We start from the raw sequence: 12,469 nt of genomic DNA on the forward strand, positions 1-12,469 counted from the left end.
ACACGACCATGTTCCCGATGCGCCATCTCCTCGCCTTGCCCATCGTCTGCGCCACCCTCGTCGCCTGCGCCGCCCCGGCAGCGCCGCGCCCTGGCGGCCCATTCACGCTCGAGCGTGGACAAGCCGTCGAGGTCGCGCCGGGGGTGAGCTTGCGCTTCGAAGCGATCGAGGACAGCCGCTGCCCGCCAGGCGTGCACTGCGTCTGGGCGGGCAAGCTGAGTTACCGCTTCAGCATCCGGCGCGGCGCCGATGCGCCACAGATGTTCACGCTCTCACCCGAACAGCCGCAGGCGCTACCGGCAGCCCTGGCCGGCCATCGCATCGTCCTCGACGAACAGGCCATCCCCGCGCCGACCGCACCCGACACGTCGATCACCTACCGCGCCACCATCAGCATCGCCCCTTCCAACTTGCCCACCACTCCATGACCCGATCCGCCACCGCCCTCACCTCCCTACTCACCCTCTCCATCATCCTGCAAGCGCCGCTCGCGCTTGCCAAAACGCCGGTCGCCACCGGCAGCGGCGGCGCCGTCGCCACCATCAACGAAAAGGCCTCGCGGTCGGCGCTCGCCATCCTCGACAAGGGCGGCAATGCGATCGATGCGGCGGTCGCCGCGGCGGCGACGCTGGGCGTGACCGACCCGTTCAGCTGCGGCATCGGCGGCGGCGGCTTCATGGTCATTTACCTGGCCAGGGACAAGCGCGTGATCACGATCGACCACCGCGAAACGGCGCCGGCGGCATTCACGCCGGCGACCTTCCTGGAAAACGGCAAGGAGATCGATTTCGAGAAGGCAGTGGCCAGTGGCGCGGCCGTCGGCGTGCCGGGCACGGTGCGCGGCTGGCACGAGGCGCTCGAGCGTTACGGCACGATGAACTTCAAGCAGGTACTGGCGCCGGCCATCGACGTCGCCACCAAAGGTTTTATGGTGAGTGAAATTTTCTCTCATTTGACGCGCGAAAATGAAAGAAAATTTCAGCAGTTCGGCAGCACCAGCGCGCTCTACCTGAGGGGCGGCAAGGCTGTTGCGGCCGGCACGATGTTGCGCAATCCGGACATGGCCAAGGCCTACCGTGAGATCGCCGTACGCGGCCAGCGCGCTTTTTATGAGGGACCGATGGCGCGCGCGATCGTCGACGCCGTCAACAAGCCACCCGTGGCGGGCGACGCTGCGGTGCGCGGCGGCCGCATGACGCTGGCGGATCTGGCCAACTACGAGGCACGCATCCGCCAGCCGGTCGTCAGCACCTACCGCGGCTATGAACTCTACGGCATGCCGCTGCCGAGCAGCGGCGGCGTCACCGTGGCCGAGGCGCTGAATATCCTGGAAGGCTACGATTTGAAGGCGATGCCGCGTGCCAACGCCGAGCACCTGTACCTGGAAGCGAGCCGCCTCGCCTTTGCCGACCGCAATGCCTATCTCGCCGATCCGGAATACGTGGATGCGCCGGTGGCCGGCCTGCTCTCGAAGGAGTTCGCGGCGCAGCGCCGCGCACAGATCAACCCGATACGCGCTAGCGCCAACGTCGCCGCCGGCGACCCTTACCTCTACCAGGAAGACCAGAGCGTCCCGCTGCGCCCGGAGCCGCGCATGCTGCAGCGCGAGAATGCGCATACGACCCACTTCACCGTCTCCGACAAGGAGGGCAATGTCGTGTCCTACACCTTCACCATCGAATCCTGGGGCGGCAGCGGCATAGTGGTGCCCGGTTATGGCTTCCTGCTCAATAACGAGATGACGGATTTCGACTTTTCCGGTCCGCGCCCGAACGTGCCGGAAGCCGGTAAACGTCCGCGCAGCAGCATGGCGCCGACCATCGCCCTGAAGAACGGCAAGCCGGCCTTCACCATCGGCAGCCCGGGCGGCTCGACCATCATCACCACTGTCCTGCAGACGATCGTGAACCACATCGATTTCGGCATGCCGATGGATGCGGCGATCAACGCGCCGCGCATCTCCGAGCGCAACGGCGCTGCGACCTCGGTGGAACCGGGCTTTGCGGGTTCACAGCAGGCGCGCGCGCTGGAGGCGTTTGGACACACCTGGGAAAACCCGCCGGAAGAAATCGGCGCGGCGAATGCGATCGTCTTCAATCCGGACGGCACCGTGACGGCGGTCAGCGAAGGCCGGCGGCACGGGGTGGGCAGTGCGCTGGTGCAGCGCAAGGGACACTGATCAGGCCAGGCGGCCCACCGGGAAGGCGTGTGGGGCGAGGACCAGCCGGCGCCAGCGCCAGACGATGGCAAGCACCGCCAACGCGACCGATGCCAGCGCGGCCCCCGGCAGCACCGCGCTGCCGACAATGCGGCTGGCGACTGCACCGGCCAGGAAACACACGCTCAGCGACGCGAGCAGCCCCAGGACCAGCCTCCACCCGCCGCTGCCGCTGCGATGGGCGTGGTCGCGCAGCGTCGACGCGAGCAGGGGTAGCGTCAGGCAGCAGATGCAGGCCTGCATCCAGACGATCTCGGCAGACGCACCGTTGATGGCGACGACGGCCAGCACGGCACCCGAGACGCCGGCCCACTCGACCAGCCCGGCGCACAGCAGCCGCCTGCCGAACTGGCGGTTGAACGCCGCCGGGGCACCCGGGGTGAGCGGCGCCAGGCGCACCAGGCCCTGCTCGTTGCGGGTGAGCGACAGGCGCACCAGGCGCCGCTCGTAGTCGAACACCTGGAACACCAGCGCCCACGACACGCCGATCCAGCTGCCGCCGGCGATCACTGCCAGCGTCTCGGCGCTTGCCCGGTGGCGCAGGAAAACCATGAAGACAGCTGCGCCGCCGACGATCGATGCCAGTACCAGGAATCGCTGCGTCCAGTGCACGCTGGGGCCGAGCACGTGCATCAGCAGCGCGCCGCCATCGCGGCGGGCGCAATCGCGGCGCAGGGCTGCGCCATATGCCCGCATGCTCAGGCGCGGGATGCGCGCTTGCCGGAACTGCCCCGCCATCGTCATCTGGTCCGTCACCCGCTTCTGGGCCTGGCGCAGCTTGAAATGGCGGTCGCCGCCGTGCGGGAACATCGTGTCGAGCGTATAGGCGCCGAGGGCCAGCATCAGCAGGGTCAGCACCGTCAGCACAAACGGATTGTCGAGCTGCGCCAGCCATGCCGGTGGAATGGCGGGCCTGGCGATGAACAGCATCGGCAGCATGAACTGGATCCATGGTCCGGCCCGGTGACCGGCGCTCGTCAGGCCCATTGCGATCAGCCAGACCCCGACGCCGAGAAAGGCGATGTGCGCCGGGATCGGGGTTCCCAGCGCCACCAGCGTACTGATGGCCGTGGCCGACATCCATGCCAGCACCGTCAACTGGCGCGCCCGGCGGCGCATGCGCGGCACCAGGGCGGCATTGGCCGGCGTATTGAGTTTGATCGCACCGGGGATGAAATACATGATCCAGCCGAACGCCAGCACGAGGTAGGCGACGCGCAGTCCGACCATCAGCGCGTCAAGCATGTCTTCCGACTTCAAAAACACCAGCGCCCCAACGGCGAGCGCAAGCAGCAGCGCACCCCCGCACAGCCACACATTCGCATGCCGATGGCTTCGCGCCAGCGCCGCGCGCCACAGCAAAGCGAAATCGTTCAGTACCGGGCTCATCCCGTCACCTCGATGAACAGGTCTTCCAGGCTCATGGTCTCGACGCGCACGCCGGGCTGGCTTCCGACCGTGCCGAGCGCCGCGCCGCCGTGCGTGACCACGCTGACCGAGCCGTCGCGCCCGCGCTGGCGCCGTACTTCCCCGGCCAGCCTCACGCCGTCGAGCACCGCGCCAGGACCGACCACGCGGCGCGCGCCCTCCAGCAGTTCGTCGAGCTGGCCCTGCAGCGCGATCTTGCCGTCCTTCAGGAAAGCGATATCCAGCGCCACCCGCTCCAGGTCCGACAGGATGTGGGTCGAGAACACGACCGTCGTGCCGTGCTCGATGACGCCGTCGATCAGCTCGCGCAGGAAGTCGCGCCGCCCGACCGGGTCGAGGCTCGACACCGGTTCGTCCAGGATCAGGAGTTCCGGGTCGGGCCCGAGCGCGCGGATGATCGAGAGGCGCTGCTGCTCGCCGCCCGAGAGCTTGCTGATCGCCTTGTTCTGCATGAGCCCGTCGAAGCCCCAGCCTTCGAGTAGGCCCTTCACCTTGGCCTCGTTCCAGCGCGGGTACAGCGCCTTGAAGTAGTCGAGCATCTGGCGCGGCGTCAGCCAGTCGAACAGGTCCGATTTCTGCGGCACATAGCCGATCCGGGCGCGGGTCGCATCAAGCAGATTGCGCACGTCCTCGCCGTAGATGCGCACCGCGCCGCCATCGAGCTCGCGCAATCCCAGCAGGCATTCGAGCAGGGTCGACTTGCCGGCGCCGTTGCGGCCCAGCAGGCCAATGACCTGGCCCGGCATCACTTGCCAGTCCAGGCCATCAAGGACGGGTGCGCTGCCGAATTGCTTGCGGATCGAGGAAAGCTGGACGATCGGGGTGTTCATGCTTGTTCCTTCAGGATGTGGGTGAAGAGGGACAGGACGGTATCGGGATCGAGTTCGAGCTGGCGTGCTTCGTGTGCGGCGCGCTCCAGGATCGGGCGCAGCAGTTCGGCGCGTTCGTGGGTGTTGTGTTTGGTGCCGGCGCGCTCGGCGATGCTCATCCCCATCCCGCGCTTTCTCGTCAGCAGACCTTCCATCTCGAGCAGGCTGTAGGCCTTGGAGACGGTCATCGGGTTCAGGGTCAGCACCTGCGCCACTTCACGCACGGACGGCATGCCGTCGCCGGGCGCCATCTGGCCGGCGGCGACCAGGCGCCGCACCTGCTCGACAAGCTGGCGGTAGATCGGCTCGGAAGAGCCGGTGGTGATCGAAAACAGCTGGGCGGTGTGGGTGATCATGGCGTCTAGTGTATTAGTTGATTAATACAGTAGGCGCGTTGTCAGCCGATGTCAATAAAAATATCGAACATCCTCGAGCGGGGGACGTATGCTAGCGAGGCGATCCCCTACCAGAGAGACTACTGACATGACGCGATTGACAGCAAAAGATTTCGACCCCGAGGTACTGAAACTATTCGACGGCTACGTCCATGGGCGCTTGTCGCGCCGCGAATTCCTGGCCGCCGCTTCGCGCCATGCCGTCGGAGGCCTGACGGCGGCCGGCTTGCTGGCGCAACTGTCGCCCTCCTTCGCCGCGCCCCTGGTCACACCATCCGACAGCCGCTTGAAGACAAGCCACGAGCAGTTTCCTTCGCCGCAAGGTTACGGCACGCTACGCGGCTATCTGGCCATTCCCGCCAATGCCAAAGGCAAGCTGCCTGCGATTTTGGTGGTCCACGAAAATCGTGGCCTGAATCCCCATATCGAGGACGTCACGCGCCGCCTGGCACTGGAGGGCTTCATCGCTTTCGCTCCGGACGCGCTGCATCCGCTGGGTGGCTATCCGGGTGAGGAAGACAAGGCACGCGTGCTGTTCCAGCAACTGGACCAGGTGAAATCGCGGGCCGATTTCGTCGCCGCGGCGGGTGCGCTCACATCACTCCCGCAGTCGACCGGCAAGGTCGGCGTGGTCGGCTTCTGCTATGGCGGCGCCATCGCCAACCATCTGGCTACGGTCATTCCCGATCTGGGCGCAGCCGTGCCCTTCTATGGCAGCCAGGCACCGGCTGCCGATGTGCCCAGGATTCGAGCGCCCCTGATGATCCACGATGCGGGCAAGGATGAGCGCATCCTGGCTGGTTGGCCGGCGTACGAGGCGGCGCTCAAGGCAAACAAGGTGGAGTACCAGCACTTTGTGTACGAAGGCGCCGAGCACGGGTTCAATAACGACACGACGCCACGCTATGACGAGGCGGCGGCAAAGCTGGCCTGGAGCCGTACGGTGGGGTTTTTCAAGGCCAAGCTGGCGTGATTCGCAGGACCTCCGCGTTCGAGCCGAAGCGGAGGTTCAGTACGCCATCGGCGCTTCCCGTTCAAGAAGCCAGGCTCGCGAGCACACTCAGGTGCTCTTTACAGCGGGCGATTTTCCAGTCTCTCGCGGCCACAAGGCCTTCAAGTCCATCACGGGTCGGAATGCGCTGCTCCATCATTAGTTTCAACGCCCACACGTCCAAGCCATAGGCGTCGCTATCGTACAGATAGCCTTCGAGCGGAAGGGTAGCGACAAGGTCGCGTGGCCAACCTGGAAGGATATAACGCAGCAGGCTGTATGATAGTGTCAAGTAAGAGCCTGGAAATACTCAAAAAGATGGAATGGATCCCTATAGTCTTGGTTACGTTCAAGATTCTCGTGGTAGGAACGGGCATGTTCTTCGCCATCAAGTGGCATTACGATCAAGGGAAGAAGGAAAAGGAGAAGGAGAAGCGCGCGGTGCTACGCGCGGCCAGCAAGGTGGCCGCAGTCTTCGTGCTATCGCTCCTGGGCCTGGTGCTCGTCACCTTCGTCCTTGCCAGGAGGCTCGGCTTGGACTTGACGTCTCCATAATGGCAACGAATAGCCGGCCGATATCGAGTGATGCGGCAGAAATTCCCCGACGCGGCTATTGGGCAGCGTCGTCAGGAGGGTCAGAGCTCGCTTCGGCAAATAGCATCGGCATTGCTGCGGGATGATTCATCGGCAAGCCATCAGGCATTCATTACGAGAAGTTGCCGGCCAGTGACTCCATGTTTCGTCGCCTGATGCTTGGGCTGAACTAATCGTCATGGCTGCCGATGGGATTGGCCATGGAAAAGGCGGTCGGCAAGGCAAAAACCACAGCCGTACCGCGTGGTATTGCGAGGATTTGCAACGCAGCAGGACGTTTTTTGCAGGCCGAGACCACCGCCACGAATAAATCAGTGCTTCCTTAAAGGCTGCTCGGTAGCCGCCGCAAGGGATGCTTCCTGTTCCGGTGCCAGGAAGCGGGTCGACGGCCGGCCATCGGCGTTGTGCTGCATGATGCGCACCGGACGCCCTTGGGCGTCGAGCCACACCTGGCCGATGCCCGAGCCGTTCCAGACGCGCTCCCCATGCTGGCGCGCGTCGGGCAGGCGCGGCGTGAGGGCGAGATCGCGGCGCTGGGTGAACCAATTGAGCGGCGAGCGTGGAGAATACAACCAGCGATTGAGGCGATCGAGCCAGTCGAGCAGGCGGCGCGGGAATTCGTTCTTGATGCCACTGCTGGTGATCTGCCAGATATGCGGCGTGCGGTCCGAGTCGCGCACCTCGACATCGTAGGCGAACGAGTAGTGCACATCGCCCGACAGGACCACGTAATTGCCCGGCGTGCGCGAATGGCGGAAAATATTGAGCATGCTGCTGGCCGCGCCGCGATGCGCCATCCAGTTCTCGGCGTCGACGGTCAAGGCCAGGCCGGCGAAGGTGGCGACCCTTTGCACCACCTCGATCAGCTTGACCCCGAACATGGGCGTCGGCGAGACGATGACGGCGGCCGTTTCGTCCAGCAGCGCGTGCTGCAGCTCGGTCAGCGATTCCCAATCCATCAGGCCCGATGGATGCCCGGGCCGGCGCCGGTTGCGCCAGCGCCGGGTGCGGGTATCGAGCACGATGATCGTGGGCTTGGTCCTTACGACGAAATCCCACTGGCGGAAAGACAGCAGGCGCTTGATCAGCGCGTCCTGTACCGGCGCGTCCAGCCGGTCATCAAGAGCGGCCGTGGCGGTCAGCACCGCCATATCGTCCAGCGCCGTCTCGAACACGTCGGGGCGGTTGCCCCAGCCCTGGCACAGCATATAGGCGATCAGCGCGTTGCCCACGATGCGGCGCGAGAATGGGTGCTCGTAGACGGTGGTTTCCCACTTGGCCGACAGGTTCCAGTCGTCGGTGATGTCATGGTCGTCGAAGATCATCAGGGTCTGCACGTGCGCCAGCAGCCGGGCGGCCTGCGGCAGGTCGCGGCAAAAGCCCACGAGTACCTTAGACTCGCGCCGCCAGCGGTCTGCATGTCTGGGCGCAAGCAGGGGCGCTGGCGCATCCGCCACCAGCTGCCATGGCACGGGCGACCAAACCAGCAGGTACATGGCCATCACCTCGGCCAGGGTTACCAGGTGGTTGTGCGCACTGGCCGTGGTGAAGATTGGCTTTTCGCTGCCCCCGAAGAAGCGGTCGCGCAGCGCATCGTTGGACTTGAACGCCGGCAGCAGCTCTTCGCGCCGGTAGTAACTGGCCTCATGGCGATACAGCGCCTCGCTGTCGGCGACCACCGCGCCGTCCAGGCATTCGCCATACAGGCCCAGGCGCCGGATCAGCGCGTGGATCGCCGCCAGCATCGGGCCCGCCACATCGTCGGCATACACTTGGTCACCGCACAGCATGAGCATGGCGGGCCGCTCGTCGGCCCGTTCGACGTGATCGGCCAACAAGGCGTCGGCGCGCGCCAGGCCGTCAGGCGCGGGATGATGCGGCTTGCGGCACGAGCCAAACAGAATATTGTCGCTGCGGCTGCGCAGCACCATGTTCGGCCGCGTCGCGCCGGCATGCAGCAGGTGCGGCGCCCAATGCGCGATGCCAGCCTCGTTGCCATCGCCCTGCGTGACGAGCAGGTCATACTCGATGATCGTGTCTTGCGGCAGCGGCTCGGGCAGCGCGACATCGATCAGGTGCACGCAGGCGTGGCTGCCGACGCGCACCACACGACAGCGGCGCGCGTCAAGAGCCAAGCGCCGGGGCGCGCCTGTTTTGGGCTCCAACACCAGGGTCAAGTCGAGCGGCGCGCTGCCGACCAGCCATAGCACCAGGCGGCCCGGCTCGAGGCGGCGCAGGATAGGACCGGCAAGCACGGGCGGCAGGCCCTGGGGGACTGGAGTCTGGATCAATCGGGTGCACTATGCTGGTTTAATGAACAAATCAGTGTAGCAGACACGCCGGACGGCTTGAGCACGCAAACGGCTCATCCGCGCGCGACTGCCGGCAGGCCCACCACGATGAAACCGCTGTCCGCCAGCCTGGCCGGAGTGAGCGCCTCTTGCAGAAATAACCAGACCAGCAGCAGCGCGATCACGATGCTGCCCTTGTCGATCAGGGCCACGGTCAAGACCTGCCCTGCCGATTCCGGGCCTAGCTCGACAGACCGCTTTCGCCCCGAAGCAGCCAACCGTAATTACGCGTCCAGTGATTTGCTTTGGAACCGATCACCATCGGGATCCAGATCTTTATGCTCCCGCACAATAGGAAGCTGAAGCTGAAACCGAAGGTCCCCTATCATGCTGCCCAGACCGCGTAAGTGCTCAGCCCGCTCAGCGTTAGGAAGCGTGTGAACGATGCTATCCGCTTCATTGATGACCTCGCCCAATCGTTTGTAGACAGTCATATGCTTCTGTGCCGTTGAATGATCCATTTTGTTCTTCAAAGTGAATCGTCAATTGTTCGGACACCACATACTCGACCGTCTGGCCTAGTCGTCAATACGCCAGCGCCTTACGCCTGCGCCAAGTGATGATCGGCGCGCGGGCCGCTGCGGCGGCGCGCGCATACACGCCAAAGGGCAAAGCCCGCCAGGCTGAACGACATGAAGATGCCCGGTTCCGGAATCGGCGCTGCCTGCAAGCCGCCGAACCGGATCTGACGGATATCGGCGAAGTCCGAGTTAGCGAAGATCGATACGTCGCGCAGCAGCGTCTCGTTGTCGGCCGTAATCGTCAGCAGGTTGAAACCGTTTCGCAGTTGCTGACGGTAGCTCGTGGTGGTGCCGTCAAAGCTGCCGACAAGGATGTCGGCGAAGCGCCCGGTCGGGTTACCCCCCACTGCGCTGACGAACAGATTATAGAACACGGTAGAGAAGGCACCATCGCGGACGTCGATGTCCAGGGAACGCAGCGCGCCGTCGGTCGCGCGTACGGTGGGCGGTACGGCCGGCAGTGCGGCCGGGTTCTCGAAGGCGATCAGGAGTTCGTCCGCGGAGAAATCGACTAGGTAGTCGGTGCGCGCGGTGACGCCGGTGACAGTGGTGCCCGGTCCGTTCACGACACCCGTCCTGGTCGGATCGAAGCGCACGTTTTCCACCGTTGCCGGGGCTGGGGCGACGCCTGGGGTGAAAATGACGGCGGCCTGGACACTGCCTGCCAGCAGCACTGCCGCCAGGCACAGGCCGGCGTTCTTGAGCGACTTTTTAACGTTTTTCATGTTGATCCCCTAGGTTTGGTGTGTGTTGTTTTAATTATACTTTAATTGTTCCCCGGAACGACGCCGCTAGCGCCCCTGATATTAAATTTTATTGCTTCTGATTTACTGCTTCCCGCCTGTCTTTTTTTCTCTTCGCTGCGCCGTGTTATTCCACCGCCAGCGTCTCGCCATCAAGCTTCCCGGACGTCCGATGAAGGAAACGTGTGACTGTTAACGAAGCAGATGTGTGCTTACTTGGCGGAGATGAAGGAAATGTGTGACCGTTTCCATCTAAACAATTCTTCATAATCATCATTGCTACACGCTGGCGACAGGTGCCGGGACGTCAACGATACGTAGAGGGTGTAGACAAAATCCATAACGGCGGGCGTGCGCGACGCCAGCCGAGGTCGTAAAGCGGTATGGCTACACGGCAGCCCATCGTCGCGAGGACGTATCTCCGTACAGCACCAACCTCACAGACGGCGACTGGGAACTGGTCGCTGATTTGTTCGATCGTGCGCCGGGACAGCGAGGCACGTCTGTGGATTACAGGCGCCGGGATCTCGTGGATGCGTGCTCTTACGTGCTGCGCACAGGCTGTGCTTGGCGACTATTACCTGAGACGTTCCCACCCTGGCAGGCGGTCTACAAGGCGTTTTCGCGCTGGGTTGGTGCAGGCGTATTCGAGCAGATGCAATACCGGCTGCGCGAACAATGGCGTGCACGCCTGGGGCGCGCGAGCACGCCCAGCGCGGCGGTGATTGACGCACAGTCCACTCGGGACTCGCCCCACGGTGGCGAAAGCGGATTCGATGCAGGCAAGAAGATAAAGGGGCGTAAGCGCAATCTCGTTGTCGATACGATGACCATAGCGAGCGTTCTCGACGTTGGGTAATGGTAAAACGACCCCTGAAAACCTCGCTATTTCGCGTTTTTACACAGCCTGGGCCGTTAGCAGCGCCATGTGAACGCTTGTCTGGACTCACTGCAGAAGACGTGCATATTCAATCCGGGGATCGTGTCTGGCGCGGCCGGAACATCCGGAACAGCTGCTCCGGCCCGATCGAAAAGTAATCGGCGGGACCGCCGCCGCGCAGGATATGGCCGGCGGCCGCGGTATCGTAGACGCCCTCCCTGAGCGAGGTTTCTGCGATGTGTACACCCACCACCTCGCCGAGTATCAGCCAGGTCGGCACGGTTTCCCCGTCGGCGCGCTGCAGCTGGATGATCTGCGTGACACGGCATTCGAACGAAACCGGGCTGTCGGCCACGCGCGGCGCCTTGACCAGACGGGAAGGCGCGGCCGTGAGTCCGGCCAGCACAAATTCATCCTCCTCCGGTGCGACGGCCGCGCAGCTGATGTTCATCGCTTCCGCCAACGGCCTGGTCGCGAGGTTCCAGACGAATTCTCCGGTCTCCTGTACGTTGCGCAAGGTGTCTTTTTCGCCAACGCTCGCAAATCCGACAATCGGCGGTACATAGTTGAAGGCGTTGAAGAAGCTGTAGGGCGCCAGGTTTCGCACGCCCGTGTGGCTCAAGGACGATATCCAGCCAATCGGGCGCGGTCCGACGATCGCATTGAAAGGATCGTGGGGGAGCCTGTGTCCGTTACCCGGTTCGTAGAAATGGATCGACATGGGATGGAATCAGCGCGGCGTTTTCCCTCGCATTAGGCTTGGTCTTGTCCGAACTGTGTGCGCTGGAGCTCGACTTCCTGCATGTAGCCTTCAAATTCGGATGGCGTCTCGATGCGCCGTACAACCTGGCCATCGCTGCCTTCCACCGTGAAAGCGCCATCGCGCTCCAACACCCCATGGATCGCAGCGCGAATGCTTGCGAGCGACATATCGCTACCGGTTGTCGCCAAAGCGGTCCAGGTATCCTCGTCAATGGACACGTTTTGTTCGTTAAAATTGAGGCTGAAATTCATGTTGACGCTCGTTTCCTGAATATGGTTTGGAATAACGATAGCACAAACAGTCCAAAAAATAGTCGTGTGGCGGCTGCCGCGCGATTCAACTCGCTACCGATTCCTTAGCCCAAAAGGCTTACACTAAGCTTGACTTACTGCTTAAAGGAGACTGCCATGCGGGCTGTGATTTTGACGATCGCGAGCACATTTTGCTTGCTAGGGTGCACCACCCCTGAACAAAAAGCAATGCAGCAACAAGCCGAGATGGATCGCACGATGGCCGAATACGGGCCGGCATGCACTCAGCTGGGCCATGCACCGAATTCAGATCCATGGCGCAATTGTGTGCTTCAGTTATCCGCACAGAACGGCGGCGCGCGTGGAGGTGTATCGACGTCCATTTTTGGCAGCTTTGGCAGCTGGGGGCGCGGTTCCGGCGTGGGCATCGGCATTGGGGTAGGACGATAAAAAACCGGGGACGTA

Annotated in this window: 14 protein-coding genes and 1 pseudogene; 6 read left to right on the top strand and 9 right to left on the bottom strand. The window is 63.4% G+C overall.

Annotation, left to right across the window (positions count from 1 at the left end):
- The first annotated feature begins 17 nt into the window (after nt 1-17).
- Together ACHAC9_RS09475 and ggt are read left to right on the top strand one after the other, a co-directional pair.
- On the top strand, nt 18-428 hold the full coding sequence (locus ACHAC9_RS09475; protein ID WP_435759439.1) for a hypothetical protein: 411 nt from the start codon (nt 18-20) through the stop codon (nt 426-428).
- On the top strand, nt 425-2,179 hold the full coding sequence (gene ggt, locus ACHAC9_RS09480; RefSeq protein ID WP_435759441.1) for a gamma-glutamyltransferase: 1,755 nt from the start codon (nt 425-427) through the stop codon (nt 2,177-2,179). Before ACHAC9_RS09475 ends, ggt begins: the two co-directional genes overlap by 4 nt.
- On the opposite strand, the gene ACHAC9_RS09485 is transcribed toward ggt, so the two are convergent.
- From ACHAC9_RS09485 to ACHAC9_RS09495, 3 genes are read right to left on the bottom strand one after another with little or no spacing between them, the layout of a single operon-like run.
- Nucleotides 2,180-3,607 (bottom strand): hypothetical protein, encoded by a 1,428-nt coding sequence (locus ACHAC9_RS09485; RefSeq protein ID WP_435759443.1) that lies wholly within the window; start codon nt 3,605-3,607, stop codon nt 2,180-2,182. It abuts the gene before it with no gap.
- Nucleotides 3,604-4,476 (bottom strand): ABC transporter ATP-binding protein, encoded by an 873-nt coding sequence (locus tag ACHAC9_RS09490; protein ID WP_435759445.1) that lies wholly within the window; start codon nt 4,474-4,476, stop codon nt 3,604-3,606. Before ACHAC9_RS09490 ends, ACHAC9_RS09485 begins: the two co-directional genes overlap by 4 nt.
- Nucleotides 4,473-4,871 carry a GntR family transcriptional regulator gene (locus tag ACHAC9_RS09495; protein ID WP_435759447.1) on the bottom strand — a complete coding sequence of 133 codons (399 nt, stop codon included), beginning with the start codon at nt 4,869-4,871 and terminating at the stop codon, nt 4,473-4,475. The genes ACHAC9_RS09490 and ACHAC9_RS09495 overlap by 4 nt, the downstream gene beginning before the upstream one ends.
- Nucleotides 4,872-4,998: 127 nt before the next feature.
- On the opposite strand from ACHAC9_RS09495, the gene ACHAC9_RS09500 reads away from it, so the two are divergent.
- Both ACHAC9_RS09500 and ACHAC9_RS09505 read left to right on the top strand, forming a co-directional pair.
- Nucleotides 4,999-5,883, top strand: a complete 885-nt coding sequence (locus tag ACHAC9_RS09500; protein ID WP_435759449.1) for a dienelactone hydrolase family protein — start codon at nt 4,999-5,001, stop codon at nt 5,881-5,883.
- 336 nt (nt 5,884-6,219) lie between these two features.
- Nucleotides 6,220-6,456, top strand: a complete 237-nt coding sequence (locus ACHAC9_RS09505; protein WP_435759478.1) for a hypothetical protein — start codon at nt 6,220-6,222, stop codon at nt 6,454-6,456.
- Nucleotides 6,457-6,806: 350 nt separating this feature from the next.
- Here ACHAC9_RS09505 and ACHAC9_RS09510 read toward each other — a convergent pair whose 3' ends face one another.
- The 4 genes from ACHAC9_RS09510 to ACHAC9_RS09525 all read right to left on the bottom strand — a co-directional run bounded on the left by ACHAC9_RS09510 (nt 6,807) and on the right by ACHAC9_RS09525 (nt 10,092).
- A complete protein-coding gene (locus ACHAC9_RS09510; RefSeq protein WP_435759480.1) occupies nt 6,807-8,750 on the bottom strand; it encodes an alkaline phosphatase family protein in 1,944 nt (647 codons plus the stop codon).
- Between the two features lie 110 nt (nt 8,751-8,860).
- The gene (locus tag ACHAC9_RS09515) at nt 8,861-8,998 is read right to left on the bottom strand and encodes a hypothetical protein (RefSeq protein ID WP_435759451.1); all 138 of its coding nucleotides are present in this window, start codon (nt 8,996-8,998) and stop codon (nt 8,861-8,863) included.
- 72 nt (nt 8,999-9,070) lie between these two features.
- Nucleotides 9,071-9,307: a hypothetical protein gene (locus ACHAC9_RS09520; RefSeq protein ID WP_435759453.1), complete on the bottom strand. Its 237-nt coding sequence runs from the start codon at nt 9,305-9,307 to the stop codon at nt 9,071-9,073.
- 80 nt (nt 9,308-9,387) lie between these two features.
- A complete protein-coding gene (locus tag ACHAC9_RS09525) occupies nt 9,388-10,092 on the bottom strand; it encodes a hypothetical protein (protein WP_435759455.1) in 705 nt (234 codons plus the stop codon).
- 373 nt (nt 10,093-10,465) lie between these two features.
- Here ACHAC9_RS09525 and ACHAC9_RS09530 point away from each other — a divergent pair.
- Nucleotides 10,466-10,960: pseudogene (locus ACHAC9_RS09530) on the top strand (transposase); the annotation flags it as partial.
- Between the two features lie 118 nt (nt 10,961-11,078).
- On the opposite strand, the gene ACHAC9_RS09535 reads toward ACHAC9_RS09530, so the two are convergent.
- Together ACHAC9_RS09535 and ACHAC9_RS09540 are read right to left on the bottom strand one after the other, a co-directional pair.
- Complete coding sequence (locus ACHAC9_RS09535) at nt 11,079-11,711, bottom strand: flavin reductase family protein (RefSeq protein ID WP_435759457.1); 633 nt, start codon at nt 11,709-11,711, stop codon at nt 11,079-11,081.
- Between the two features lie 32 nt (nt 11,712-11,743).
- Entirely contained in the window at nt 11,744-12,004 is a 261-nt protein-coding gene (locus ACHAC9_RS09540) for a hypothetical protein (protein ID WP_435759459.1), read from the bottom strand.
- Between the two features lie 156 nt (nt 12,005-12,160).
- Here ACHAC9_RS09540 and ACHAC9_RS09545 point away from each other — a divergent pair, with 156 nt between their 5' ends.
- Complete coding sequence (locus tag ACHAC9_RS09545) at nt 12,161-12,454, top strand: hypothetical protein (protein WP_435759461.1); 294 nt, start codon at nt 12,161-12,163, stop codon at nt 12,452-12,454.
- Nucleotides 12,455-12,469: the final 15 nt, after the last annotated feature.

Source organism: Massilia sp. CMS3.1, assembly GCF_051262535.1.
Taxonomy (GTDB): domain Bacteria; phylum Pseudomonadota; class Gammaproteobacteria; order Burkholderiales; family Burkholderiaceae_D; genus Telluria.

Excerpts from the sequence above, each read along its gene's own strand:
- ACHAC9_RS09475 (WP_435759439.1), top strand. The coding sequence starts at position 18 with ATGCGCCATCTCCTCGCCTTGCCCATCGTCTGCGCCACCCTCGTCGCC.
- ggt (WP_435759441.1), top strand. The coding sequence starts at position 425 with ATGACCCGATCCGCCACCGCCCTCACCTCCCTACTCACCCTCTCCATC.
- ACHAC9_RS09485 (WP_435759443.1), bottom strand. The coding sequence starts at position 3,607 with ATGAGCCCGGTACTGAACGATTTCGCTTTGCTGTGGCGCGCGGCGCTG.
- ACHAC9_RS09490 (WP_435759445.1), bottom strand. The coding sequence starts at position 4,476 with ATGAACACCCCGATCGTCCAGCTTTCCTCGATCCGCAAGCAATTCGGC.
- ACHAC9_RS09495 (WP_435759447.1), bottom strand. The coding sequence starts at position 4,871 with ATGATCACCCACACCGCCCAGCTGTTTTCGATCACCACCGGCTCTTCC.
- ACHAC9_RS09500 (WP_435759449.1), top strand. The coding sequence starts at position 4,999 with ATGACGCGATTGACAGCAAAAGATTTCGACCCCGAGGTACTGAAACTA.
- ACHAC9_RS09505 (WP_435759478.1), top strand. The coding sequence starts at position 6,220 with ATGGAATGGATCCCTATAGTCTTGGTTACGTTCAAGATTCTCGTGGTA.
- ACHAC9_RS09520 (WP_435759453.1), bottom strand. The coding sequence starts at position 9,307 with ATGGATCATTCAACGGCACAGAAGCATATGACTGTCTACAAACGATTG.
- ACHAC9_RS09525 (WP_435759455.1), bottom strand. The coding sequence starts at position 10,092 with ATGAAAAACGTTAAAAAGTCGCTCAAGAACGCCGGCCTGTGCCTGGCG.
- ACHAC9_RS09535 (WP_435759457.1), bottom strand. The coding sequence starts at position 11,711 with ATGTCGATCCATTTCTACGAACCGGGTAACGGACACAGGCTCCCCCAC.
- ACHAC9_RS09540 (WP_435759459.1), bottom strand. The coding sequence starts at position 12,004 with ATGAATTTCAGCCTCAATTTTAACGAACAAAACGTGTCCATTGACGAG.
- ACHAC9_RS09545 (WP_435759461.1), top strand. The coding sequence starts at position 12,161 with ATGCGGGCTGTGATTTTGACGATCGCGAGCACATTTTGCTTGCTAGGG.